The organism is Roseateles paludis (assembly GCF_039872745.1).
GTDB lineage: Bacteria > Pseudomonadota > Gammaproteobacteria > Burkholderiales > Burkholderiaceae_C > Pelomonas > Pelomonas paludis.
Window position 1 is genome coordinate 722,697 of sequence record NZ_JBDPZD010000002.1, and the last position, 23,301, is coordinate 745,997.

The 23,301-nt window shown below is 69.3% G+C and carries 22 protein-coding genes; 7 read left to right on the forward strand and 15 right to left on the reverse strand.

Annotation, left to right across the window (positions count from 1 at the left end):
• Nucleotides 1-34 precede the first annotated feature (34 nt).
• Complete coding sequence (locus ABDJ85_RS09310; protein ID WP_347704478.1) at nt 35-877, forward strand: hypothetical protein; 843 nt, start codon at nt 35-37, stop codon at nt 875-877.
• Nucleotides 874-1,101, forward strand: coding sequence for a hypothetical protein (locus ABDJ85_RS09315; RefSeq protein WP_347704479.1), 228 nt, complete (start codon nt 874-876; stop codon nt 1,099-1,101). The genes ABDJ85_RS09310 and ABDJ85_RS09315 overlap by 4 nt, the downstream gene beginning before the upstream one ends.
• Before the next feature lie 22 nt (nt 1,102-1,123).
• Here the strand turns inward: ABDJ85_RS09315 and ABDJ85_RS09320 are convergent, their stop codons facing one another.
• From ABDJ85_RS09320 to ABDJ85_RS09355, 8 genes are all read right to left on the reverse strand, one after another.
• The gene (locus ABDJ85_RS09320; protein ID WP_347704480.1) at nt 1,124-3,151 is read right to left on the reverse strand and encodes an alpha/beta hydrolase family protein; all 2,028 of its coding nucleotides are present in this window, start codon (nt 3,149-3,151) and stop codon (nt 1,124-1,126) included.
• 138 nt (nt 3,152-3,289) lie between these two features.
• Complete coding sequence (locus ABDJ85_RS09325; protein ID WP_347704481.1) at nt 3,290-4,603, reverse strand: ABC transporter permease; 1,314 nt, start codon at nt 4,601-4,603, stop codon at nt 3,290-3,292.
• 10 nt (nt 4,604-4,613) lie between these two features.
• Nucleotides 4,614-5,777 (reverse strand): ABC transporter permease, encoded by a 1,164-nt coding sequence (locus ABDJ85_RS09330; protein ID WP_347704482.1) that lies wholly within the window; start codon nt 5,775-5,777, stop codon nt 4,614-4,616.
• Nucleotides 5,778-5,791: 14 nt separating this feature from the next.
• Nucleotides 5,792-6,487, reverse strand: a complete 696-nt coding sequence (locus ABDJ85_RS09335; RefSeq protein ID WP_347704483.1) for an ABC transporter ATP-binding protein — start codon at nt 6,485-6,487, stop codon at nt 5,792-5,794.
• Nucleotides 6,488-6,521: 34 nt separating this feature from the next.
• Entirely contained in the window at nt 6,522-7,790 is a 1,269-nt protein-coding gene (locus ABDJ85_RS09340) for an efflux RND transporter periplasmic adaptor subunit (RefSeq protein WP_347704484.1), read from the reverse strand.
• Nucleotides 7,791-7,971: 181 nt separating this feature from the next.
• Nucleotides 7,972-8,994 (reverse strand): pirin family protein, encoded by a 1,023-nt coding sequence (locus tag ABDJ85_RS09345; RefSeq protein WP_347704880.1) that lies wholly within the window; start codon nt 8,992-8,994, stop codon nt 7,972-7,974.
• Between the two features lie 32 nt (nt 8,995-9,026).
• Nucleotides 9,027-9,350 carry a type II toxin-antitoxin system RelE/ParE family toxin gene (locus tag ABDJ85_RS09350; RefSeq protein WP_347704485.1) on the reverse strand — a complete coding sequence of 108 codons (324 nt, stop codon included), beginning with the start codon at nt 9,348-9,350 and terminating at the stop codon, nt 9,027-9,029.
• Nucleotides 9,347-9,631 (reverse strand): YlcI/YnfO family protein, encoded by a 285-nt coding sequence (locus ABDJ85_RS09355; protein WP_347704486.1) that lies wholly within the window; start codon nt 9,629-9,631, stop codon nt 9,347-9,349. The genes ABDJ85_RS09350 and ABDJ85_RS09355 overlap by 4 nt, the downstream gene beginning before the upstream one ends.
• A gap of 222 nt (nt 9,632-9,853) precedes the next feature.
• On the opposite strand from ABDJ85_RS09355, the gene ABDJ85_RS09360 reads away from it, so the two are divergent.
• Nucleotides 9,854-10,477, forward strand: coding sequence for a hypothetical protein (locus ABDJ85_RS09360; protein WP_347704487.1), 624 nt, complete (start codon nt 9,854-9,856; stop codon nt 10,475-10,477).
• Between the two features lie 86 nt (nt 10,478-10,563).
• The gene (locus tag ABDJ85_RS09365; protein WP_347704488.1) at nt 10,564-11,490 is read left to right on the forward strand and encodes a 4-hydroxyproline epimerase; all 927 of its coding nucleotides are present in this window, start codon (nt 10,564-10,566) and stop codon (nt 11,488-11,490) included.
• Nucleotides 11,491-11,496: 6 nt separating this feature from the next.
• Here the strand turns inward: ABDJ85_RS09365 and ABDJ85_RS09370 are convergent, their stop codons facing one another.
• The 3 genes from ABDJ85_RS09370 to ABDJ85_RS09380 all read right to left on the reverse strand — a co-directional run bounded on the left by ABDJ85_RS09370 (nt 11,497) and on the right by ABDJ85_RS09380 (nt 15,157).
• Nucleotides 11,497-11,862, reverse strand: a complete 366-nt coding sequence (locus ABDJ85_RS09370) for a PspC domain-containing protein (RefSeq protein WP_347704489.1) — start codon at nt 11,860-11,862, stop codon at nt 11,497-11,499.
• A gap of 125 nt (nt 11,863-11,987) precedes the next feature.
• On the reverse strand, nt 11,988-13,739 hold the full coding sequence (locus ABDJ85_RS09375) for a hypothetical protein (RefSeq protein ID WP_347704490.1): 1,752 nt from the start codon (nt 13,737-13,739) through the stop codon (nt 11,988-11,990).
• A 146-nt stretch (nt 13,740-13,885) separates the two neighbouring features.
• A complete protein-coding gene (locus ABDJ85_RS09380; protein WP_347704491.1) occupies nt 13,886-15,157 on the reverse strand; it encodes an NnrS family protein in 1,272 nt (423 codons plus the stop codon).
• Nucleotides 15,158-15,305: 148 nt separating this feature from the next.
• On the opposite strand from ABDJ85_RS09380, the gene ABDJ85_RS09385 reads away from it, so the two are divergent.
• The gene (locus ABDJ85_RS09385) at nt 15,306-16,733 is read left to right on the forward strand and encodes a B12-binding domain-containing radical SAM protein (RefSeq protein WP_347704492.1); all 1,428 of its coding nucleotides are present in this window, start codon (nt 15,306-15,308) and stop codon (nt 16,731-16,733) included.
• Here ABDJ85_RS09385 and ABDJ85_RS09390 read toward each other — a convergent pair.
• On the reverse strand, nt 16,711-17,727 hold the full coding sequence (locus tag ABDJ85_RS09390; RefSeq protein WP_347704493.1) for a phosphoenolpyruvate carboxykinase (ATP): 1,017 nt from the start codon (nt 17,725-17,727) through the stop codon (nt 16,711-16,713). The genes ABDJ85_RS09385 and ABDJ85_RS09390 overlap by 23 nt on opposite strands.
• 26 nt (nt 17,728-17,753) lie before the next feature.
• Here ABDJ85_RS09390 and ABDJ85_RS09395 point away from each other — a divergent pair, with 26 nt between their 5' ends.
• Nucleotides 17,754-18,974 carry a nucleotidyltransferase family protein gene (locus ABDJ85_RS09395; RefSeq protein ID WP_347704881.1) on the forward strand — a complete coding sequence of 407 codons (1,221 nt, stop codon included), beginning with the start codon at nt 17,754-17,756 and terminating at the stop codon, nt 18,972-18,974.
• On the opposite strand, the gene ABDJ85_RS09400 is transcribed toward ABDJ85_RS09395, so the two are convergent.
• On the reverse strand, nt 18,950-20,077 hold the full coding sequence (locus ABDJ85_RS09400) for a glycosyltransferase family 4 protein (RefSeq protein ID WP_347704494.1): 1,128 nt from the start codon (nt 20,075-20,077) through the stop codon (nt 18,950-18,952). The two genes, ABDJ85_RS09395 and ABDJ85_RS09400, sit on opposite strands and share 25 nt — an antisense overlap.
• Before the next feature lie 11 nt (nt 20,078-20,088).
• On the opposite strand from ABDJ85_RS09400, the gene ABDJ85_RS09405 reads away from it, so the two are divergent.
• Nucleotides 20,089-20,913, forward strand: coding sequence for a class I SAM-dependent methyltransferase (locus ABDJ85_RS09405; RefSeq protein WP_347704495.1), 825 nt, complete (start codon nt 20,089-20,091; stop codon nt 20,911-20,913).
• Here the strand turns inward: ABDJ85_RS09405 and ABDJ85_RS09410 are convergent.
• Both ABDJ85_RS09410 and ABDJ85_RS09415 read right to left on the reverse strand, forming a co-directional pair.
• Nucleotides 20,877-22,172, reverse strand: a complete 1,296-nt coding sequence (locus ABDJ85_RS09410) for an oligosaccharide flippase family protein (protein ID WP_347704496.1) — start codon at nt 22,170-22,172, stop codon at nt 20,877-20,879. The genes ABDJ85_RS09405 and ABDJ85_RS09410 overlap by 37 nt on opposite strands.
• On the reverse strand, nt 22,169-23,299 hold the full coding sequence (locus tag ABDJ85_RS09415) for a glycosyltransferase family 4 protein (RefSeq protein ID WP_347704497.1): 1,131 nt from the start codon (nt 23,297-23,299) through the stop codon (nt 22,169-22,171). The genes ABDJ85_RS09410 and ABDJ85_RS09415 overlap by 4 nt, the downstream gene beginning before the upstream one ends.
• Nucleotides 23,300-23,301 lie beyond the last annotated feature (2 nt).

Consider the following 23,301-nt stretch of genomic DNA (forward strand, 5'->3'; position numbering starts at 1 on the left):
CATCAAAGTTCCATGTCATCACGGGAGATCTCACATGCTCACCCACCAACTGGCCCTGACGGTTGAAAAGCCCGGGCTCATCGATGCCGCCGCCCTCACCCGCGTCGCCGCCGCGCTGCAAAAGCAGGCCACGCGGGACTTCGGGCCTATCTGGGGCGTGAGCGCCTCGGTCAGCGCCTTTGCGCGCATCGAGGACGTGCCCCTGGGCTACTGGCCCGTCATCGTCGTGGCTGACGTGAAGGGCGCCGCCGGCTACCACCAGGACCAAAACGGCCAGCCCTATGCGCTGGTTGAAGTGGGCGACTCGTGGTCCCTCACAGCCTCGCACGAGACGCTGGAGATGATTGCCGACCCCTTTGGCAAGCGCCTGGTGGCGGGCACGTCGCCCAAGCCCAAGCAAGGGCGCGTGCAGTTCCTGGTCGAGGTCTGTGACCCGAGCGAGGACGACGCCTACGCCTACACCGTCAACGGCGTGATGGTGTCGGACTTCTACACCCCGCGCTACTTCGACCCCGTTGCCGCCAGTGGCACGCGCTACAGCTACACCGGCGCCATCAAGGCGCCGCGCACCATCCTGCCCGGCGGCTACCTCAGCTGGTACGACCCCAAGAGCAAGCACTGGTTCCAGCAGACCTGGTTTGGCGGCACCAAGGCCGTGATCCGTGACCTGGGCGTGTTCGACAGCGCCAAGTTCGGCAGCTACCGCGCCTTCACCGACGAGATGACCCCCGAGACCCTCCGGCTGGGCAAGCTGGGCGCCAAGTCGGCCCCGCTGCGCGCCGCGCGCCAGGCCCAGCAAAGTGGGGATGAGTCCACCGAGGCCCAAGCCAAGATGTGGCTCAGCGGCATTGCCACGCTGCGCAAGGGCCGCAAGTGACGACCAAGAAGCCGCCGGCGCCCAAGCCGGCCCCCACACCCGGCACAGACGCTGGCCGGGCCGACGAATTGCGCGGCCTGATCCACCAGGCCCGCGCCGGCCGGGCCGCGCCCCGCTCGCCGCGCGAGTTCACGGACGCCGAGGCCGCCAAGCTCGCCAAGGCCGATGGCAAGGCCAAGGCGGGCAGCAAAGCCAAGGCGGCAAGCAAGCCCAAATCGGGCTGAGGCTTAGTCGGGAACCCTAGGCCTACTTCAGCTGCTTGGCCAGGAAGGCCTCGACGCGCTTGGCAAAGTCCACCCGCGTCGCGACGCCTTGCCAGCCATGGCCCTCATTCTTGTACTCGACGTACTCGGGCGCATTGCCGGCCTTGGTCATGGCGTCGCGCAGGCGGCGGCCGTGCTCTGGCGGGACGCGCACGTCCTCTTCGCCCATGGCCAGCAGCAGCGGGGCCTTGATGCGGGCGGCCTGGGCCGCCGGGGAGACCTCGGCAAGCGCGGCGGCGTCCTTCTTGGGGTCGCCGATGCGCTCGGGCAAGGCGTTCCTGCGAGCCCAGCGGCTGATGTCATCAAGCACCCCAAAAGAGCCCTCCAGGAACAGCGGTAGGTCAGCCACTGCCACCCAGGCCACGCCACAGCGGAACACGTCGGGGTGGCGCACCAGGCCCATCAGCGTGGCGTAGCCGCCGTAGCTGGCACCCATCACGCAGGCCTTGTCGTTGGCGAGGCCTTGCTTGCGAGCCCATTGCAGCGCGTCAACAAGGTCGTCTTGCATGGCCAGGCCCCACTGCTTGAAGCCAGCCTCCAGGTGCGCACGGCCATAGCCCTCGCTGCCACGGAACTCGGGCTCGACGACGAGGTAGCCGCGTGAGGCGAGGAACTGCGCCATCGGCTCCCAACGCCAGTAGCCACCGCGCATCCACGGGCCGCCGTGGGGCAGCACCACGGCGGGCGCTGGTTTGCCGGGCTCGACGCCCTGGGGCATCGTGATCCAAACGGGGAGGTCGCGGCCATCACGCGCCTTGATGCGCTGGAAGTCCACGCTGGCCATCTGCTTGGGCTGGACGCCGGGCATCACCGGCATCACCACCTCCCAGCGCTTGGTGGCGGCGCGGTAGAGCAAGTAGCGGCCAGGGTCGCGGTCAGATTGCGAATAGACCAGGGCCACCATGTCAGGCTGGCCGCAACGGCTGCAGCTGATGCGATTGACCGTGCTACGGAACTTGGCATCCACCTCCGCCTGGAAGCGCTTCATGCCTTCATCGAGCCAAACGGTGACGCCCGAGTCCGCTTCGACCTGCACACCTAGAACACCTTGACCAGGCGCCCCATGGATCAGATGCCCTGCAAAGTCGAAGCCAGGCACTTGGACAACAGGTTTTTCCGCCGGACGACCGGCGGCGAAATCGAATGTCGTGAGTACAGACTCTTGTCCGGGGCCTCGTCGCTCCGTGACATAGAGCTGCCCGTCATCAGTGACGCCCACTGGCTCGAAGGCTGGCTTCAAGAAGTTGATACGCCCCAACTCCTTCCAGACTTTGGCACCGGGCGCCAACCAATGGTAGGTCCCCTCAACAGCACTTTCACTGTTCTCAAAGGTCAGGACCAACCGCGGTTCGCCTCGACTGTCGAACCACCATGACTGGGCGTGTGCCGGCGGAGCTGGCATGGTCATCGGTCGAACGAGTCCTGAGACCGTGTCGAGCCATTGCGGCTCCGTGTGCTCAATGCCCCAGTGCCACTTCTCAACCACCACCTCGTTCGGCTTGACCTGATCCAGGTCGCGCGGAACGCTGAGCAGCGAATAGCTGCGATTCAACGCTCCGGACTGCTGACTGCCGGCTGAGTTCGCTTTACCCACAACACTGTCGATCAGCTCGATGGGATCCTTGCCATCGAGCGCCACTGCAAACAGTCCAGGCGTGTGGGTGCGCCAAGCACTCGGCTCGATTTTTCCGATTTGGAAGTACAGCCTCTGATCGTTGATCCAGCCAAAGTTGAGTACGTCCTGCTTGGCGTAGTACACCAGCACCTTGGCCGGCTCCTTGGACTCCAGGTCCACGGCCAGCAGCATCACGCGCTTCTCGTCCTTGACCGCCGTGAGCGCGACGTAGCGCCCCGACGGTGAGAGCTTGACGCTCAGCGCCGCAGGATGCTTGAAGAAGGTCTCAGGGGGTGGCAGTGGCGCACTCTCCGCTGCGTGCACGAGTGGCGCCGCCAGCGCGAGTGTGGTGGCCAGCAGCGCGCCTTGTACGGCGCGTCTCAACGGGCTTTGCATGCTTGTCTCCTCCGAGTTTGATGGCGCGCGGATTATTGCGAGGTCCCTGCGTGGACCCGAGGTGAATGTTTGCCTTCGACGCCCCATAAAAACGGGGCCCGCAGGCCCCGTCTGAACGATCCAGCCAAAGCGCTGGATTCAGGCTTCCCGTAGCGCCTCCGTCACCGGCATGCGCGCGGCGCGCACGGCGGGGAAGAGGCCGCCGATGAAGCCGATGGCGAGCGACCACTTGACCCCCGTCCAGATGAGCGCGGGCGAGACGAGCAGCTCGAAGCTGAGCTTGCCCACCGAGCCGGCGGCCATGGTGGAGGCGCCCTTGCCGTTGAACAGCAGCCAGGCAATCAAGGCACCGAGCAGGCCCCCAAGCAGGGCCAGCAGCAGGGTCTCGATCATCACGGCCACCACCACCGGGGCGCCCTGGAAGCCGATGGCGCGGAGCGTGGCGATCTCGCGGGCCCGGGCGGCCACGGCGGCAAACATGGTGTTGAGCGCGCCGAAGGTGGCGCCAATGGCCATGATGGTGCCAATGGTGATGCCCACCACGGTGATGACCTGGGCCATGCGCTCGGACTGCTTGGCGAAGAACTCGACCGTGGTCATCACATCGATCTTGAGCTGCGGGTTGGCCGCCAGCTCGCTCTTGAGGCTCTCGATGGCCTTGGCGCTCGTGAGCCGCGCGGTGATGGAGTTGCGGCTGCTGCCGCGCCGGTAGGCATCGGCCAGTGTGGCGGCATCGCCCCAGATCTCGGACTCCATCGCGTCGCCCGAGCTGAAGACGCCCACCACGGTCCAGGGCTGGGTGCCGAGCTTGACTTCGCGGCCTGGCACCAGGCCCTCAAACTGCCGTGCCGCGCCCTTGCCGGCGACCAGCTCGCGCAGGCCCGGCGTGGGCATGCGGCCCTCGATGATCTTGGCCTGGGTACGCACCTCGAAGGTCTTGGCGCTGATGCCGCGGATCTGCACGCTGCCGGTGTCGTCCTCGCCCTTGCCACCCGCCAGGGGCAGGGTCACGGCGAACACGCCTTCGGCGGTGGCCAGGGGCTCGCCCTTGGCGTCTCGCGCAATGGCGGCGGCTTGCTGAATCTGGACGATCTCTTCCTGACCCAGCACCGACGAGACCTCGGACGCCGAGCCACCGCGCATGATGATCACGGTGTCTTCGCCGCCGGTCTGGCGCAGGGTCTGGGTGTAGCCTTCAGCCATGGCCAGCAGGGCCACCAGCACGCCCACCACGCCGGCAATGCCGACCACGATGACGGCCGACGAGCCGCGCCGTTGCGCCAGCGTGCTGAGACCCACGCCGGTCACCACCACGGCCTGGCGGCCACGGCGGGTAAGGCCGAGCCACAAGCCGATGACGACCAGCAGCACCAGCGCGCCCAGCGGCGGCAGCATCACGAAGACGCCCACGCTGACGAGCACGAGAACGATGAGAAGGAGGTTGATGAGCATGTTGTCCTCCTTATCGGCGCAGCGCGTCGACGATGTTGAGACGCATGGCGCTCCAGGCGGGCAATGCGCCCACCAGGGTGCCGATGCCGAGCATCAGCGCGCCGCCGAGCAGCCAGTTCGAGAGGCCCGGTGACGGCAGGTTCAGCATGCCGCCGCTACCGGCGGACACGATGGGAATGATCAGCGTGGCCAGCCCCAGGCCGACGACGCCGCCCAGCACCAACAGCAGGATGGATTCGGCCAGCACGGTGGCCAGCACGCCCAGGTCGGTGAAGCCGATGGTCTTGAGCACCGCCAGCTCGGCCGTGCGCTCGCGCACCGCCTGCATCATGGTGTTGCCGGCCAGCAGCATCAGCGTGAAGAAGACCGCGCCCATGATGGAGCCGACGATGAGCCCGATGTCGGCCAGTTGCTTGAGCCAGTTGGCCGTGGCGGCCTGCTCGCTTTGCGTGCGGGTCTCGTGGTCGGAGTTGCTGGACAGCGCATCGATGCTCTTGGCCACCACATCGGCCTGGTTCACGTCCTTCAGGCGCGACACATACCAGCCCACCTGGCCCTGGTTGTAGGGCGTGGTCTCGTCGAAGTACTTCCAGTGCAGCAGCACCTGCTGGTCGAAGAAGCCACCGCTCTTCTTGTCCTTGGCACGCAGCACGCCCACGATGTCGAAGGCCCAGTCCTTGCTGCCGGTCTTGTCCGGGAAGATCTGCGACTGCAGGGGCAGGCGGTCGCCCACCTTCCAGCCATAGCGCTTCATCAGCGCTTCGCCGACGACGACCCCAGTGCGGGTCTCGTCAAAGGCCTTGCGCTCAGCGGCCGTGATCTCGATCTCGGGGAAGAGGTCGAGGTAGTTCTCGGACACGGCGAAGGTAAAGACCTGGTTGCGCGCGTCCTGGTAGGCGCCACCAAACCAGTTGGAGTGAGCGACCTTCTCCACGCCCGGCAGGGCCTCGATCTGGCTTTGCAGGGCCTTGGGCAGCAGCTGGATGAAGGACAGCTTGGCCTGGGTCTGCAGGCGCTGGGCGCCATTGGCGCTTTGGCCAGCTTGCGTGAAGGAAGTGCGCACGGCATCCAGCAGGCCAAACAGCAGGAAGGCCGTGATGATGGACACGAGCGTGAGCATCGTGCGGGTCTTGCGCCGGAACAGCGCTGCCCAGATGAGGTGGAGGAATTTCATGGCGGTGCGCCTCCTCAGGCGTGTGCAACAGCCGAATCACTGACCAAGGCGCCCTTGTCCAGGTGCAGCACGCGCTTGGCATGCGTGGCGGCCTTGGGGTCGTGGGTCACCATCAGGATGGTCTTGCCGTGCTCGCGGTTGAGCAGCTCCAGCAGGGCCAGCACTTCCTCGGCGGATTGGCGGTCCAGGTCGCCGGTGGGTTCGTCGCAGACCAGCAGGGCCGGGTCAGACACGATGGCGCGGGCGATGGACACGCGCTGCTGCTGGCCACCCGAGAGCTCGGTCGGCTTGTGGCTGGCGCGGTCTGCCAGGCCCACCAAGGCCAGCGCGATGGCCGCACGCTTCTTGCGCTCGGCCGCCGAGAGCTTGGTCAGCAGCAGGGGCAGCTCCACATTGCGCTGCGCCGACAGCATGGGCATCAGGTTGTAGAACTGAAAGATGTAGCCCACCTGCGAGGCGCGCCACTTGGCGAGCGCAGCGGCGCTGAGCTGGTCGATGCGCTGGCCGCCAACATTGATGCTGCCGCCGGTGGGCTTATCCAGCCCGCCCAGCAGGTTGAGCAGCGTGGTCTTGCCCGAGCCCGAGGGGCCCATCAGCGCCAGGAAGTCGCCGGCCGGCACGTCGAGGTCCAGCTGGTGCAGCACTTCCACTGTCTGCTTGCCGCGCTGGTAGGCCTTGGAGAGGCTGCGGATTTCGATCAGGTTGCTCATCGGGGGCGCTCCTAGGAGGTACGGGCTGGGGTGTTCAGTTGCTGGGGCCAACGACGACGGCCATGCCGTCTCGCAGGGTTTCGGGCGGGGTGGCGATGACGGAGTCACCGGCCTTGAGGCCTTGGGTGACCAGGGTCTTGCCATCGATGGCTTGCGGGGCGGTGGTGACGCTGCGCTGCACGGCACGGCCGTCCTGCACGAGGAAGACCACCTTGTCGCCCCCGCGCTCGACGATGGCCGTGGGCGCCAGCAGCACACCCACCGGAGGCTTGGGGGCGTCAGCCTTGTTGGCGTCCTTGGTGGCCTTGTCCTGCTTTTGCAGGAAGGCCACGCGCACGCCCATGTTCGGCACGATGCGAGCGTCCTTCTGGTCCAGGCCCACGCGCACCTTGACGGTGGCCTTGCCACGGTCGGCCGTGGGGATGACGGCGATCACGTGCGAGGGGATGCGCCAGTCCGGGTAGGCCTGCAACACCGATTCAACCGGCATATTGGGCTGCACCTGGGCGATGTAGGACTCGTTGACGTCCACCTCGATTTCGAGCGAATCCATGTCCACGATGGTGCCCACGCCGGTGCGCGTGAAGCCGCCGCCGGCCGACAGCGGCGAGATGATTTCGCCCACCTGGGCGGCCTTGGCCGTGATGACGCCGCCAAAGGGCGCGCGCACCACGGTGAAGTCGAAGTTGACCTTGGCCTGTGCCAGCTGGGCCTTGCTGGCCTCGGCCTGCTTGCGGGCTGACTCCAACTGGGCTTTCAGCGTAGCCACGCTGGTGCGTGACTGCTCGGCCACCTGCTTGGTGACCACGCCCTGCCCGGCCAGCTCGGCGGTGCGCTTGGCATCGGCCTCGACCTGGGCCAATTGCGCCTGCAGCTGGTTGACGTTGGCGGCGGTCACCTCGGTCTGGGCCTGGGCGGCGTTGAGCGAGGCGCGCAGCGCCGTGTCGTCCAGCCGGGCCATGATCTGGCCGGGCTTGACCACGTCGCCCTCCTCGATCAGCACTTGGGTCAGGGTGCCAGTGATCTGTGTCGCCACGGTGGCCTGGCGCTTGGCCGTCACGTAGCCGGTGGCCTGCAGCACCGCGCTACCGGCGCGGCCGGCATTGCTGGCGGTGGCCATCACGGTTTGCACCGGCACGGGGCGGTGGCTCTGCCACCACCAGGCGCCAGCGGCGGCCAGCCCCAGGGCCAGCACGCCCACGCCTGCCCACACCCACTTGGGCACGCCCTGGTCCGCGTCCTCGCGGAGATCCTTGTCGATGCGGAGTTGGTTGACGAGTTGCGGGTCGATGATGGGCCTCACTCAGGGTCTGGATGTCGGGGGTCGGCCTGACGATGACAGCGGCACGACGATTGGCGGCGGATGGTATCGACACGGCGTGTCAGCACAAGCAACGCCGCGACGAGCGACCGCCTGTGGCGACGAGTGGGACCGGATCGGCGCCAGTGGCGGTAGGACCGAAGGGCTCAGCTTGGCAGGCGCCTCAGCCCCGCCGCTCCTCGGCACCACCGGGGTGCCGGGCAAAGCGGGTGGCATCGCTCCCGTGCACCGGCCCCTCGCTGTCCCAGGGCCAGCCGCCAAAGCGGGTGCGCTGGTAGTCGGCAAACGCGGTGCGGATCTCGGCCTCGGTGTTCATCACAAAGGGCCCATGCCGCGCCACCGGCTCGCCAATCGGCCGGCCCTGCAGCACCAGCAGCTCGGCCGGCTGTTGGCCGGGGTTGGTGAGCAGCAACGGCTGGCTCGCCTCCACTTGCAGCGCCGAGGGTTCGGCCACCGCCTGGCCGGCCGCCGTCAGCGCATCACCGGCAAAGAAGTAAGCCACCCGCAGGGTCTGCGGCCCGGCAGCCGGCGGCAGGGTGAACTGCGCGCCCGGGTCAAGCTTGAGGGTGAAGATGCCCACATCCGCCCCTTCCTGGCTGGCCCAGGAGTCGGGCGGGGGCGCCAGCGGCGTCAGACCGTCCAGGCCCGGAAGCTGCCCGGCGACGACGACGACTTCCGTACCCGGCCCGCCCTCGGGTCCGAAACGTCCGCGCGGGATCGTGTCGGCCCAGAACATGGAGAAGTAAGGCGCGCACATCTTGCTGCGCGCCGGCAGGTTGAGCCAGATCTGGAACAGCTCCAACGGGTTCTCCGCATCCTCTAGCAGCAGCGGGAACATCTCGGCATGCACGATGCCGCTGCCCGCCGTCAGCCACTGCACGTCGCCCCCGCCAAAGCGCGCGGCGGCGCCCAGCGAGTCCGAGTGATCGATGCGGCCGGTCCGCACCAGGGTCACCGTCTCGAAGCCCCGATGCGGATGCGCCGGAAAGCCCGGCACCTGCTGCCCGTGGTACATGCTCCAGCCATTGAGCCCGCTGAAGTCACTCCCCATCTGCCGCCCGGCGAGCGACGCCGCCGGCCCGAAGCGGCCATCGCCCTTGGGGTAGTGGTCGTCATGGTGGGCGCAGAAGAGAAAAGGGTCGAGCGTCGGCCAGTGCATGCCGAGCGGGGCGCGGGCGAGGATCATGGTGGGTGAGTTGGGTGCGAGGTCTTGAGTCACTAGCGGTAGTCCTCTTCACGTTGGTGTCGAACGGCGCCCACGACGACGTCGTTGCCGACAATTTCGAACAGCACGACATAACCCGCGCTGCCAAACGGAACGACCAACTCCCGCGTACGGCCATTGCCCAGTTCCGCCTTCCGGCAGGTGAAGGGCGACCAGGACAGCAGCCGCATCCCCTCAGCAATCGCGTCGAGCGCCCGCTGAGGGATCGTCCAATCAGGCGCGTCACTCGCGAGCTCACGCTCGATGGCGAAGTCCTCCAGGCGCTGAAGGTCTGCCACTGCCTCGTCGAACAGCGTGACGCTGTAGCGGGACTTCACCGGCCGGTGCGCTTGGCTGCTCGACGTTTGGCGTCGTCAAGGCGCCCCTGCAATCCGGCGAGCACCTCGTCAACCTTGCGGCCGCCGCCTTCTTCCTTCCAACGCGCTATCGCCGCTTCGCCTCGGTTGACAAACTCGGCTTGCGTGCGACGCCACGCCGCAGCGGCAACAACCGCCTCCTCGATGAACTGGGTGAGGGACTCGCCTTCACGCAAAACGGCTTCGACTTCGGCCCGAACGTCGGGCTCAACGCGGATGGGGGGAAAGGTGGCGGAGCGCATCGCCCGAATGTATAGCAAACGTGCTACACCGACAATCTCCGTCCGAGCTGCCGACGCGCAACCCAGTTGATGCAGGTCAGGGCGCCCGCCCGAACGCAGGTGGAGGCTGCGGCGAGGAGCGGTAGTTCATGAGCAGCAGCTTCCCGAAATGGTTGAAATGCCAATCCGCACACCACACGACAGAGCGTGACATTGGTTTCCCTTGTTCAACTGTGAGCATTCATGGCAGAGAAACTCAATCCAGACGGCTGGCTTGACCTACGGCTGTATCACGCGGTCTTTGTCGAGCACATCACCTCCGACATCAAGTTCTGCCTCGAGAACAAGCGAATGGTGGCTGGAGCACAGTTGCTGATGAGCGCCATCGACGTTGCATCTGGAATCGAGCGCCCGCGCGACAAGCTGGACACGACCCGAGACGACTTCATCTCTTGGGCGGACCGTTACCTAACACTGTCTGGCCCCGAGTACACCCTCCGCGGCGTTGACTTGTACGCGGCGCGATGCGGTCTCCTGCACGGCTACACCGCACAGGCCAAGCTGATCAGTCAGGGCAAAGCAGTGATGCTAGGGTGGCTGGACGACATGATGCCGCCCGTCCGCGCCAATGAGGATCAGTCCCTGGTTCTTGCAAGTCTGGCCGCGCTGTTCGTCGCCTTCAATCACGGGCTGGCAGACAGCATCAGTCGCATCAACAGAAACGAAGAGCTGGCGGCGCTCGTCAATGAGCGCATGGCTTTCATGTTCCAGGCTTCCGAACTTGACGCGGACCTGAAGACTTCGTTGCGGCAAACTGCTGAGGACTGGCGCGAGACTTTGAGGGCCAACGAAACCCTCGCGAAATGAATATCGCCGCAGCGAGAGCGGTGCTTTCCCCTGCTGGTGACGCACGCCCGCCCGACCTCAGCCATCGCCAGAGGCAACATCCCCCCATGCACCGCATCACCGTCATCGACTCCCACACCGGCGGCGAGCCCACGCGCGTGGTGTTGGCGGGCTTCCCTGATCTTGGACCCGGCTCGCTGGCCGAGCAGCGTGAGCGCCTGGTCACGCAGCACGACCGCTGGCGCCGCGCCATCATCCTGGAGCCGCGTGGTCATGAGGTGATCGTGGGCGCGCTGCTGCTGCCCCCGCAGGACCCGGCCAACGCGGCGGGCGTGATCTTCTTCAACAACGTGGGCGCCATTGGCATGTGTGGCCACGGAACGATTGGATTGGTGGTCACCCTGGCGCACCTGGGGCGCATTGGCCCGGGCGAACATGGCATCGAGACGCCGGTGGGCACGGTGCGCGCCACGCTGCATGAGGACGGCTCGGTCAGCGTGCGCAATGTGCTGGCCTGGCAACTGGCGGCCGATGTGCCGGTGGCGCTGCCGGGCGGCCAGGTCGTGACCGGCGACATCGCCTGGGGCGGCAATTGGTTCTACCTGTGCAGCGACCACGGCCAGGTGCTGGAGCATGCCAACGCCGGCGCCCTCACCGTCTTTGCGCAGACGCTGAAGGACGCGCTGCATGCCCAAGGCCTGCGCGGCGAAGGTGGCGCGGAGATTGACCACATTGAACTGATCGGGCCAGACCCGGTGCATGACGCCCGCAACTTCGTGCTCTGCCCCGGCGGCGCCTATGACCGCTCACCTTGCGGCACGGGTACCAGCGCCAAGCTGGCCTGCCTGGCTGCAAGCGGCAAGCTGGCGCCGGGCGAAACCTGGCACCAGGCCAGCATCACGGGCAGCGTGTTCGAGGGCCACTACGAGCGAGCCGGCGACCGCATCCTGCCCACGATCAGGGGCACGGCCTTCGTGACGGCGGAGAGCACCCTGCTCATCGACGAGCGGGATGCCCTCGCCTGGGGGCTCTGAAGTCTTTCAGTGGCTGTGCGTCAGCATCGGGCTGCGCTGCACTTCAGGCGCTGCCGGCACAAAGACCCACAGCAGCACATAGAGCAGCACGCCGGTGCCGGCCAGCAGCACGCTGAGCGTGAAGATCATGCGCCAGACCCAGGCGTCCAGCCCGGTGACGCGGCCGATGCCGGCGCAGACGCCGCCGAGCCAAGACTCGCTACGGATGCGCTGCAGGCCATTGGCGGCGCTCACGGCGGCCCGGCTGGCGTAGCCCGAAGCGGGGGCGGTACCGGCAATCACCTGCGCCTTTGCACGGCTGAACTCGTCGTCGCTCAAGGCGCCACGGGCATGAAGGTCGGCCAGTTGCTGGAGTTGTTCGGCGGTGGTCATGGTGGGCTCCTCGTCAGTGGTGAATCAGTGACTGCAGTGTGGGCGCCCTGCCCTGCCCTTGCACGCCACTTGCGACGAACCGACCAAAGGCGCGGACAGACGGGCTGCCCGGACCGATGTGATGCTCAACGGCCTGGCGCCGGCGGTGGCGGCGGAGCGGGGGGCAAGGCGTCTTGCTGCTGGGCCTGCTGCTTGATGAAGCTGTCGGCCGCCTCAAGGCCAAAGCCGCGCTCGACGGCCTGCATCGCGCTGGCCTTGTCGACCGTCCACTCGCGCTGGGCCGCACCGGGCAGCGGTGTTCGGCGCAGTTCAGCCAGCAGGGCGGCGCGGCTGACGCCGGCTTCGAGCTTGGCCTGCCACTGGCGCGCCCAGGTGGCGAGGTCGGGGGCGCGTAGGTCCTGCGCGAGGACGCCGAGCATGCGGTGGGCGTCGTCGCCCTGGCCGGCATGGGCCTGGGCCTGGGCGGTGGCGCCAGCCAGAGCCCCGATGTCCCGCGCACCGCGCCAGGCTGCCAGCGCGGTATCGAGGGCCGGGGCGCTTGGGTCGTCAGAGGCCGTCATGGCGGCGAGCAGGGCCGCAAGTGCAGCCTCGGGCGCGGCGGGGTTCAGGCTCAAGGCGCGCCGCAGCGCGGCTTGAGCGTCTTGCAGGTGGGCGCGCTTGGCATCGCCGCTGCTGGCCTGCGCCAGGCGCAGGTGGGCAAGGCCGAGCAGGTGATGGGCCTCGGCTTGGGTGTCATCGGCAGCGAGCACCTTGCCGAGCAGGGGCAAGGCCTGCTGCGGCTCACCCCAATCGATCTGGGCGCGGCTCAGGGTCAGGCGGACGAGCTCGTCGGCTGGGTATTGGGCGGCCAGCGCGCTGGCCTGCTGGAGCAAGGCTTCGCCCCGGGGGCGGCTGGGGCAGGTCTTGAGCCGCGCCGACATCAGCAGCGCGGCGCCTGTGGCCTCCGACAAGGTGCGCAGGCGCACCTGGGCCTTGGGCAGACCGTCCGGCGCCACACGCATGGCCTGCACACCCTTGATCCCGTAGCGCCAGAGCAGGTTGTCAATGTCCTTGGCAGCGACACCGAAGAGGCGCGTGAAGACGGCCGTCTCGGACAGCCCGCGCCCAACGAGGCCGAGGTACTGGCTCAGGCGCTTGCGGCGGTCAGCATCGGCCAGCAGGTAGTGCGTCAGCAGCCAGGACTTGGCCTCGAACTCCAGCCGCACGCCGGCCTCACCGCCGTAGTTGCGCGAGTTGCCGTCAAGGCGACCCTTGAGCACGTCCTCGTAGCTCAGGCTGTAGCGCCGCCCCTGCTCAAGAAAATGCAGGTAGCGGCCAACCTGGGTGGGTGTGCGGCCCACCACCATCTGCTGGCCCGTGAACCTGACGCTGGAGAAGTACTGCGCAAAGCCCTCGATGAACCAGGCCGGGGTGCGGATGTCGGTGTGACGGTAGAGGAAGTGCCGCGCATAGGCCTCAAAGGCGGCGGACAGCGTGGGGTCGAGCGCGGCCTTGTCAAGTTGGGCGTCTGTGAGCGGCGGGATGCGGTCCAGATGCGCGACAAAACCCTGCGCACCAGCGGAACAGCTGGCATAGAGGCCAATGGGTTCCTCGACCGGAGCCTCGTGCAGGCGGCGCACATCGGCCGGCTGACTGTGGAAGTAGAGCGTCAGCTTGGCCTCGGGGCCGGTGCCCGCATCAAGCGGCAGTGCGTAGATACGCAGCAGGTGATCAAGCTTCTCCAGCTGGTCCAGCAACTGAGCGACTTCGTCCTCCGAGGTGTCGGAGTAGACGACCAGATGCTGGCTCTCGGCCCGGAACCAGGGCGACACCGCCGCCTTGCGGCCACTGACCTCGACCCGCTGCAGGCTGTTGGGCGCTGGGGGCTGCTGTGCCACGGCTGCCTGGGCAACTAGGGCGCAAGCCAGCAGCGTCAAGGTGGGAGGCGGGCAAGGGCGCATGGGTGGGGTCCCCGAAAGGTGGCGAGCGGCGCCCATCCTAGTGCGCCGCTCAAGACACCTTTCAGCGCCCTACCCGGCGGCGATCAACCCGGCCGACCGTCCGCCCGAGGCTGCCCCAGCCAGCGCCCGTAGCGCAACGCCCAGGCGGCCGCCACCACGGCCCAGCCCAGCGCGGCCAGCAGTAGCAAGCGCCCGTCCCACACCGCCGCCAGGCGCAGCACGGCCGTGGCTTGCAGCAGCAGGTAGAAGGCCCAGGCCGGGCCATCCACCGCGAGCGGCCGGCCGCTGTGCCCGCTGGCCACGCGCGTGGCCATGGCGACCAGGGTGCAGCCCAGATAGCCCACCGTCAGCGCATGCAAGGGTGCCAGCCCCAAGCCTGCCTGACCCAGCGCCTGCAGCCCGACTGACAACCCCTCCAGCAGCAGCGCCACACCCAGCCACACGAAGCCACCGTGCAGCATCGCCAGCAGGCGCAGATGCACGCCGCGCAGGCTGCCCACCAGACCCCAGCGCAGGGCCAAGGCCAGCAGCGCGGCGCCCGCCAGCACCAACAGCGTGGCGGCACCCAACAGCACCACGGGCGGCCAGGCCAGCGCGGCGGTGATCTCGACCACCCCGGCCACGGCCAGGCTGCCCAGCATCAGCGCCAGCAGGCTGTTCGGCCGCCAGGCTTCCAGCTGCGGCAGCACCGCTGCCGTGAAGAACGGAATCATCCGGTGCGACACGACAGCAAACACCGGCGCCACAAAGCCCCAGAGCGCCAGTTGCACCGCCATCCGGGCCCAGGCAGGCGAGCCCAGCCCCACGCCCACTGCCGCCAGCAGCAAGGCCAGCAAACCCAGCACACAGGCAGCGGCCACCGCACGGGCGTGCAATTGGTCCGGCACCTCGCTGTGCAGCACCAGGCCCAAAAAGCGCCCCAGCCAACGCGCCCAGGCCAACGCCGCCAGCGCCAGGCCCAGAGCCGCCAGCCAGGCCGCGACATGGAAGCCCACCAGGGCCAGCACCCAACCCGCCACCCAGATCAGCATCGGAGCCAGCAAGGCCCGCGCATCAGGGCCCTCGACCCCCAGCCAGCGCGGCCCGGCGGTGAACATGAAGCCCACCATGAAAGGCGGCATGAAGCACAGCGCCATCACCAGCCCATGCGCCACCGGCCGCGCCACGGCCCAGGGCACCGGCAGTGCCAGGCAGGCCAACCACCACAACGCCGCCACGGCCAGCCCCACGCCGCCGGTGAAGAAGGCGAGGCGGTGCGGCGCCGTCAACAGCCGCGACCAGGCCCAGGGGCCAGGCGCCAGCGGCGGTGGTTCAGCCGAAACAACGTGGAGCGGAATGTGCAGCGGGATGGCCATGGCGCCTAGCTTGCGCGCCGAGAGGCAGGCTGGCCTTGAAGCGGTTCAAGAAACGCGCTCTGACGGCCGTGCGTGAACCTTTTCACAGCGACTCGGGACTCACTCCGCGAGCGCCTGCGCTTCATGCGGCGCCCTTGCGGGAGCGTGCATGCCGTCGGTTCTGGTCGCCCATTCGTATTTCCTGCGCTTCGACCCCAAGCAGTTCGAGCGCGCCAAGCCCTACCCGCCCTTGGCCACCCTGGAGGTGGCCACCCTGCTGAGGCAACACGGCCACGCGCCGGCGCTGTTTGACGCCATGCTGGCCGAGGGCGTGGACGACTTTGCGCGGGCCCTGGCCGAGGCCGCCCCGGCCGTGCTCGTCCTCTATGAGGACAACTACAACTACCTCAGCAAGATGTGCCTGGCGCGCATGCGGGATGCCGCGTGCCAGATGATCCAACTGGCCAAGGCCACCGGGGCCCGCGTGCTGGTGGCGGGCTCGGACGTGAGCGATGCGCCGGCGCCCTATGTGCAGGCCGGGGCCGACGCCGCCCTGCGCGGCGAGGGGCTGGAGGCCTTGCCCGCCGTGGTCGAGCATTTGCTGCGGCGCCCGCATGCGCCCATGCCCACGCTGCCCGGGGTGATCCATCCGGCCACGCTGCCGGCCCCTAGCTCTTGCGCCAGCAACACTGTCATCCGACTGCCCGGCCAGGCAGGCGGCGGCACCGACCTGGCCGCGGCCTGGGACCTCATCGACGTCGAGCGCTACCGCCAGATGTGGCTGCGCGTCCATGGCCGCTTCAGCCTCAACATGGCCGGCTCCAAGGGCTGCTCCTTCAGATGCAGCTGGTGTGCCAAGCCCATCTGGGGCCAGCGCTACCAGCAGCGCCGCGCGGCCGCCGTGGCGCGCGAGATGGTGGCGCTGAAGCTGCAGCTGCGCCCCGACCACATCTGGTTCGCCGACGACATCTTTGGCTTTCGCGTCGACTGGGTGCAGCGCTTTGCCGACGAGCTGCAACGCCAGGGCGGCGGCCTGCCCTTCACCATCCAGACCCGCGCCGACCTCATCAGCCCCGCCATGGCGCGCGCCCTGCGCGAGGCTGGGTGCAGCGAGGTCTGGCTGGGTGCCGAGAGCGGCAGCCAGAAGGTGCTGGACGCCATGCGCAAAGGCACCACGGTGCGCGAGATCCGCGAGGCCCGCCAGTTGCTCGGGGCCGAGGGCATCCGCGTGGGCTTCTTCATCCAGCTCGGCTACCTGGGCGAGGGCTTGCCCGAGCTGCTGGAGACGCGCCGCCTGATTGAGCAGACCCGCCCTGACGACGTGGGCGTGAGCGTGGCCTACCCGCTGCCCGGCACGCCCTTCTACGAGGAGGTGCGCAGCCAGCTGCAAGGCAAGACGCACTGGGACGACAGCGCCGACCTGGCCATGATGTTCCAGGGCGCTTTCGACACCACCACCTACCGCCAGGTGCGCGCGCTGCTGCACGCCGAGGTGGACGCACGCAGCCCCGCAGAGCGGGCCGACGTGGCGCGGCGCTGGGAAGCGTTGCTGGACACCTTGCAGCCGCAAGAGCTCAGCGCGGCGCTGGAAGCTTGAACAGCGCCGCCAGCGCCTGTGCCCCCTGCCGCGCATGCGCCCCGCGCCTCAGCTCCCAACCCTGCACGCCGGCCAGCGTGTGCTCAAAGGCCGCCCAGCCCGCATGCCGGGCGCCATAGGGCTGGGTGTCGCGCAGGCGCGCCAACACCTCATCAGTCCCCAGGCTCCGCAGCAGCGGCTGCTCTCCGGCTGGCCTGCTGCTGGCAAACACCAGATGCCGCAGCACCGGCAACCCAGTAGCCAACGGCGCCCAGCCGCCGCGCATGTCCAGCTCCCACTTGGCCACGCCGCTGCGGCGGTGGATGACGGCGGACGCCTGCACCCGCTCACGCCACCCAGCGTCATGCAGCCAGTCCAGCGCATCAAAGCGCAGGTGCAAGAAGTTGGGCACGCCCGCCACGCGCAGGCTCACCGGGTCCACAAAGCAGCTGTCCTCGGTCAGGAACTGCAGGCCCTCGGCCAGCGCCAGCAGGCTCAGCGTGGACTTGCCGGCGCCGCTGTCGCCCACGATCAAGGCCGCCGCGTCGCCCAGCGCCACGCAGCCTGCGTGCAGCGGCAGCATGCGGCTGGCGTGCTGGGCCAGCACATAGACGGCGAACTCCAAAAACTCATAGCGCGCGTGGTAGCTGTGGACCAGCAACGCACGGCTCAGGCGCACCACGGCACGGCCGGTGTCCAGCACCGCCAGGGCTGCGTGGTTGGCATCCAGCAGCGCGCCGCGCACCCCGGCGCCGCCCAGCATCTGCGGGGCGGGCGGGGCGGCGTCAAGCGGCCAGGTGGGGGCCGCGTCAGACACGAACAGGTCCAACCGCAAGGCGGGCGCCTCGGGCTGCATCACGGCCCCCGGCAGGCCACCGTAGGCCGCATCCACCAAGGCCAGCCAGGCGGCATCGTGGGTGCGGAACTCCACCACCTGGCCCAGCACCACGCAGCGGCGTGTGAGGGACAGCGGGATGTCTTCGTCAAAGGGGTCGGCAATCTGGCGTCGAGTCATCGTGAGGGAGTGAACGCGTGTTGAAGATGAATGCCTTGGCCACCAGCCTGCAGCGCACCACCGAGCGCCTGGCGCTGGAGCTGCGCAGCGCGAGCAGCACGGCACCTGACTGGACGCTGCTGGACTGGCGCGTGGCCATGGCCATGGCTTTTGTGCATGGCATCTCGGGCCTGCTCGCGCAACGGCTGGTGTGGCGCGGGCCCGCTGAGTGGCATGAGTTCTTGACGAGCCAGGACGGGCACTGCCAGGCCCGCGAGGCCCAGGTGCGCGCCAAGCTCGCGGCGCTCGACGCAGCCGCGCGCGCCCACGGCCTGCCCGTGCTGGCGCTCAAGGGCGCGGCCTTGCTCGAGCTCAGGGTTCACGCCCCGGGAGAGCGCCCCATGGGCGACATCGACCTGCTCTGCACGCCCGGCGATGTTGAAGCGCTGGACGCCCTGGTGCAACCGCTCGGCTTTGTGCCCGAGGCCACGAGCTGGAAGCACCGGCACTACCGGCCGCTGCAGGCCTTGCCCGAACCGCACTTTGCCGAGCACACCGACAACCCGCTCAAGCTCGATCTGCACACCCGCATCCACGAGCGCCTGCCCGTGGCCGAGGTGGACATCACCGCCGCACTCTGGCGGCCAGCCGGCACCGGTGTGCTGCCCTACCCCAGCCACGCCGCGCTGATGCGCCACCTGCTGCTGCACACGGCCGGCAACCTGTGCACGCGCTCGGTCCGCTTGATCCAGCTGATCGACATCGCCCGCCTCGCGCCACGGCTCACCCGCGCCGAGTGGGACGAGGCCCTGGCGCCCGACAACACCGGCGCCGCGGCTTGGTGGGCATGGCCCGTGCTGGCGCTGGCGCAGCGCTACCAGCCTGGCTTGGAGGATGCGATAGCCAGCCCGGCCCTCGATGCCGCACGCCGCGCCTGCCCCGTGCTCCTGCGCCAGCAGGCCGCGCATGAGACGCTGGGCCAGGCCTCGCTGTCGCGCCTCTCCGTCGTGGCCCTGCCCGGCCTGGCCTGGTGCCGTACCCCGCGCGAGCTGTGGCTGTGCGCGCGAGAGCGCCTCGCGCCACCACGCCGCGAGCGTGCCGTGACCCAAGCCCTGGTGGCCGCCCAGCCCGCCCTGCGCGGCAGCGCCTGGACGCAGCAGAGCCGCTGGCGCAAAGCGCTCGACGTGGTGCGTGGCCAGGCCCCGCGTGCGCAAACTTTGTATGCCGTGCATCGCGCGCTCGACTACCAGCCCGAGGCCAGCCGCTGATGAAGTTGCTCATGAAGCTGCTCAAAACGCCGCGCCGTGTCGTCAGCATCCTCAGCGCGCGCAATCGCCTGCGCTCGTGCAGCCAAGGCCAGGCGCTGCACGTCGTCCCGCGCCAGCTCAGCGAGCACACCGGCCAAGCCCAGGGCATCGCCCGGCGGCACCACGCGCGCGGCGTGCGGCGCCCATTCCTGCAAGTGGCCCACGGCCGTGCCCACGCTCGGCACACCGCACAGCGCCGCCTCCAGCACGGCCAGCGGGCCGGCCTCGTGGCGGGACGTGATCACGTGCAGGTCGGCTACCAGCACCAGGGGGCGCAGCTGGGCTTGCGTCAGCTCGCCATGGAAGCGCACGGCGCCTGCCAACCCCAACTGCGCAGCCAAGCGCTGCACCTCGCCACCCAGGGTGTCGGCGCCCGCCAGGTCCAGCACGGCGTCCACACCTTGCTCGCGCAGCAGGGCCAGGGCGCGCAGCAAACAAGGCTGGTCCTTCACGCGGTTGAGGCTGGCCACCTGCACCAGGCGCAGCGGTGCGTTGGCCTTGCGCGGGCGCGGTGCAGTGATGGGCCACACGTCGGCATCGGCCCCCAGCGGCAAACGCATCGCCTGCACGCCCACGGCTGCGGCCAGCGCCAGCATGGGCTGGCTGGCTGCCGTCACCGCCTGGGCCTGGCGCAGCACCCAGCGCTCGCGCCAGCGGCCCCAGGGGCTCAGGGCGGCTCCCCAGCCAATGTCGGGCACAGCAGCCAGCTCGCCCCCGGCCAGATGCACAGCCACCGGCCGGTGCAGCACGCGCCCCGCCCACACAGCAGCCACGCCGCAGGGCCCGCCCCAGAGCGACTGAATCACGTCAAACGGCGCACGCCGGTGCTCGGCCCGCATGGCCTGCAGCGCGCGCCACTCGCACACCAAGTTGCTGCTGCCGCCGGGGTTGTGCACCTCGGCACCCAGCAGCGGCCAGCGGCCCGCCTCGCGCTGGTGAAAGAGCGAGAACACATGCACCTCGTGGCGCCGCGCCAGGCGCCGCACCAGCGAGAGCACGGCCGGGATCACCCGCCGCTCGCCCGAGGCATCCACCCCACCCGGCACCACCAAGGCCAGCTTCACGCTGCACCCCCATGACCCACGAACTTCACACCCGCCTGCAAGCCACCCAGCAAGCCTTTGACAGCGTGGCCCCCGACTACGACGGCCCGCGCGGCAACAACGCCGCCATCCAGGACATGCGCGACGAGATGTGGGCCTGGCTGGCCCGCAGCTTTGCGCCCGGCAGCCGTTTGATCGACCTGGGCTGCGGCACCGGGCTGGACGCCGTGCACCTGGCCGAGCAAGGCCACACGGTGACGGCCACCGATTGGTCGCCCGGCATGGTGGCGCGCACGCGGCAACGCGCCCGGGACTTGGGGTTGAGCGAGCGCGTGCACGCGCTGACCCTGGGCGCCCACGAGCTGCGCAAGCTGCCGGGCAACGGGCAGTTTGAGGGCATCTACTCCAACCTCGGCCCGCTCAACTGCGTGCCCGAGCTGCAGGCCGTGGCCAGCGAGTGCGCGCGCCTGCTGCGGCCGGGCGGGCAGCTCGTGTTCACCGTCATCGGCCGCTACTGCCCCTGGGAGGTGTGGCACTACGCGCGCCAAGGCCGCTGGGCCCGGCTCAAGGTGCGCTTTGCGCGCGACACCGTGCCCGTGGGCATGAACGGCCACACCATCTGGACGCGCTACTACACGCCGCGCGAGTTCTATGCGGCGTTTGAATCGCAGTTCGAACTCGTCACGCAGCGCGGGCTGTGCATCCTGGTGCCGCCGCCCTACCTGACCTGGCTGAAGGACCGCCACCCCCGCTGGCACGAGCGCCTGTGGCGGCTGGACCGCTGGATTGCCGGCTGGCCGGGCGTGCGCACGCTGGGTGATCATTTCCTGATCGTGATGAAGCGCCGGGAGGGCTGAAGGGGCGGAAGCGGAAGGCGCTCAGGCGCCAGCGCGCGCCACAAGGCCCAGAGCTGCAAGGCCGCCGCGAGGCCCGCCGCAAGGGCCAGCGCCCAGGCCAGGCGCAGCGCCGTGTCTGGGTGCGCAGGCAGCACCGCCAGCAAGCCCAAACCCACGCGCAGCACCAAGCCCTGCGCCAGCAAGCGGCTGGCCACACCGGCCTGGCCCAGCGCCGTGAGCACCGCTGGCACCGGCATCACCACCACCTGCAAGCCTGCGGTGAGCGCCAGGGGCGCCAACAGCGGCAGCACCGGCAGCCACGCAGCGCCCAGCAACCAGCCCAGCCAGGCGGGCGCTGACCACACCAGCAAGCCCAAGAGCGGCAGGCTCAAAAGCAGCAGCACGGCAATCGCCTGCCAGGCCGTCGGGCCCAGTCGCTCGCCCCGGTGGTGGCGCTCGGCCAGCACGGGCAGCGCGGCAAAGCCGATGGCCGGCATCACCAGCGCGGGCAGCCACTGCGTCAACGTCTGCGCCCGCAAGTAAAGGCCCTGCGCCACCGCCGTGCCCCACAGGCCCAGGCACCACTGCGGCCACACCACCTGCGCATGGTTGAACAAGGCACCAGCCTGCGCCGGCAAGCCCGCCCGCAAGACCGCACGCGCGCCGGCAAGACGTGGCACCCAGGCCCAGTGCCGGGTGCGCAGTTGCCAGGCCAGGGCCGTGCAAGCCAGGCCGCAGCCCAGCTCGGCACCGGCCAGGCCCAGCGCCCCAAAGCCCTGGGTGCAGAGCAGCAAGGCCAGCGCGGGCTGCACCACATCGCCCACCCGGCTGACCCAGGCCAACGGCCGCGCGGCCAACTGGCGGGTCTGCACCGCCGCGAGCACACTGCCCAGGCCCGCCACCAGCAACGCCGGGGCCAGCACCCAGAGCACAGGTGCCAGCGCGGGCCGGCCCAGCAGCGTGGCCAGCGGCGCGGCCGCCACCACGAGCAACAGCGCCGCCACGGCGCCCGACACCGCCAGCACGCCCAGGCAGGCCGACAGCTGCTGCTGCGCCAGCACGGCATCGCGCTGCAGCACGGTCGTGAGGCCCAGGTCGCGCAGCAAATGCAGCAACCCAAAAATCGCCATCGCCAGACCCCACACGCCAAACTCGGCCGGGCTGACCCAGTGCGCGAGCACGATGCTGCTGACCAGGCGGATGCCCTGGCTCAGCGCCGTCGAGGCCACGTGCAGCGACACCGCACGCCCCGCGCCTGATGTGTCCAAAGCCGTGCTCATGCGTTCAACAAGTCTTCATAAGCCGAGCGCAATTGCCGGCCCAGTTGCTGGGGCGAGAGAGCTGCGTCAAACCGCGCCCGCACCGAGTGGCGCCGGTCCTCATGCGACCAGGCCGCCGCTGCCACCAGCGCATCGGCCAGCGCCGCCGCATCGCCCGTGGGCCAGAGCTGCGCGGCCGGGCAATCGCCCACCAGGGCGCGGAAGCTAGGGATGCGCGTCACCACCGGCGCGGCGCCGCAGGCCAGGGCCTCGATGACCGCGTAGCCACTGCCCTCGTGGTGGCTGCCTTGGACGAGGATGTCAGCCGCCGAGAGCAGCCACTCCACCTCGGCATGCGGCACGCGGCCCAGCAGGTGCACGCGCCCGAGCAGCGACGAGCCGGCAATGCGCGCCTTGACCTCGGCCAGCAGCGGCGCCTCGCCAAAGCACATCCACAGCTGCAGGCCCGGCAGGTCCGGCATGCGTTCGCTCGCGCGCTCGATGCCATCGAGCACGGTCAACGGGTCCTTGTTGGCATTGAGGTGACCGAGCCAGAGCACACAGGGCTCGCCGCGCAAACCCGTGCGCGCCTGAGCCGCAGCGCGGTCACGCGGCTCAAAGTGGCAGGACGACTCCACCACCTCGTACACCCGGCACGCCCGCCCCAGCGCACGCCGCCGCGCAAAGGCCTGCGCCTGCTCGGGCGCGCACACCATGAAGCCGCGCGCCAGCGCCAGCGTTTGCCGCTGCCGCCACCACAGCCAGGGCCGCGTGGCCACGCGCTCGGCGTGGTGCTGGATGACGAGGGGCACGCCCGGGCAGGCCTGGGCCAGCGCCCGGGCCAGCGCGCCAAAGCCCAGGCCATGCAGGTGCAGCACCTGCGGGCGCAAGGCCGCCAGCAGTTGCAGGCAGGCCGGGCTCAGGCCCTCGCCCGATGGGTTCAGCAAGGGCAGGAAGTGGTAGCCAATGCCCGCCCGCTCGACGCGGCACTGCTCGCGGTGCTGCTGCAGCACGGCCACATCCACCCCTGCTGCCTGCGCAGCCTCGGCGATCAGCGGCGTGGTGGCCCAGTCCGCCAGCAGCTGCTGCGGCGCACGCAGCTGCGCGTCCTGCAGGCCGCAGACCTGAAGGACGCGCAGGCTGGTCATGG

Bases quoted from the DNA above. Each gene is read 5' to 3' on its own strand.
- ABDJ85_RS09385 (WP_347704492.1), top strand. From the start codon at position 15,306: ATGCCGTCGGTTCTGGTCGCCCATTCGTATTTCCTGCGCTTCGACCCC.
- ABDJ85_RS09330 (WP_347704482.1), bottom strand. From the start codon at position 5,777: ATGAAATTCCTCCACCTCATCTGGGCAGCGCTGTTCCGGCGCAAGACC.
- ABDJ85_RS09415 (WP_347704497.1), bottom strand. From the start codon at position 23,299: ATGACCAGCCTGCGCGTCCTTCAGGTCTGCGGCCTGCAGGACGCGCAG.
- ABDJ85_RS09360 (WP_347704487.1), top strand. From the start codon at position 9,854: ATGGCAGAGAAACTCAATCCAGACGGCTGGCTTGACCTACGGCTGTAT.
- ABDJ85_RS09320 (WP_347704480.1), bottom strand. From the start codon at position 3,151: ATGCAAAGCCCGTTGAGACGCGCCGTACAAGGCGCGCTGCTGGCCACC.
- ABDJ85_RS09410 (WP_347704496.1), bottom strand. From the start codon at position 22,172: ATGAGCACGGCTTTGGACACATCAGGCGCGGGGCGTGCGGTGTCGCTG.
- ABDJ85_RS09355 (WP_347704486.1), bottom strand. From the start codon at position 9,631: ATGCGCTCCGCCACCTTTCCCCCCATCCGCGTTGAGCCCGACGTTCGG.
- ABDJ85_RS09335 (WP_347704483.1), bottom strand. From the start codon at position 6,487: ATGAGCAACCTGATCGAAATCCGCAGCCTCTCCAAGGCCTACCAGCGC.
- ABDJ85_RS09365 (WP_347704488.1), top strand. From the start codon at position 10,564: ATGCACCGCATCACCGTCATCGACTCCCACACCGGCGGCGAGCCCACG.
- ABDJ85_RS09370 (WP_347704489.1), bottom strand. From the start codon at position 11,862: ATGACCACCGCCGAACAACTCCAGCAACTGGCCGACCTTCATGCCCGT.
- ABDJ85_RS09345 (WP_347704880.1), bottom strand. From the start codon at position 8,994: ATGATCCTCGCCCGCGCCCCGCTCGGCATGCACTGGCCGACGCTCGAC.
- ABDJ85_RS09405 (WP_347704495.1), top strand. From the start codon at position 20,089: ATGACCCACGAACTTCACACCCGCCTGCAAGCCACCCAGCAAGCCTTT.
- ABDJ85_RS09325 (WP_347704481.1), bottom strand. From the start codon at position 4,603: ATGCTCATCAACCTCCTTCTCATCGTTCTCGTGCTCGTCAGCGTGGGC.
- ABDJ85_RS09395 (WP_347704881.1), top strand. From the start codon at position 17,754: ATGAATGCCTTGGCCACCAGCCTGCAGCGCACCACCGAGCGCCTGGCG.
- ABDJ85_RS09310 (WP_347704478.1), top strand. From the start codon at position 35: ATGCTCACCCACCAACTGGCCCTGACGGTTGAAAAGCCCGGGCTCATC.
- ABDJ85_RS09390 (WP_347704493.1), bottom strand. From the start codon at position 17,727: ATGACTCGACGCCAGATTGCCGACCCCTTTGACGAAGACATCCCGCTG.
- ABDJ85_RS09380 (WP_347704491.1), bottom strand. From the start codon at position 15,157: ATGGCCATCCCGCTGCACATTCCGCTCCACGTTGTTTCGGCTGAACCA.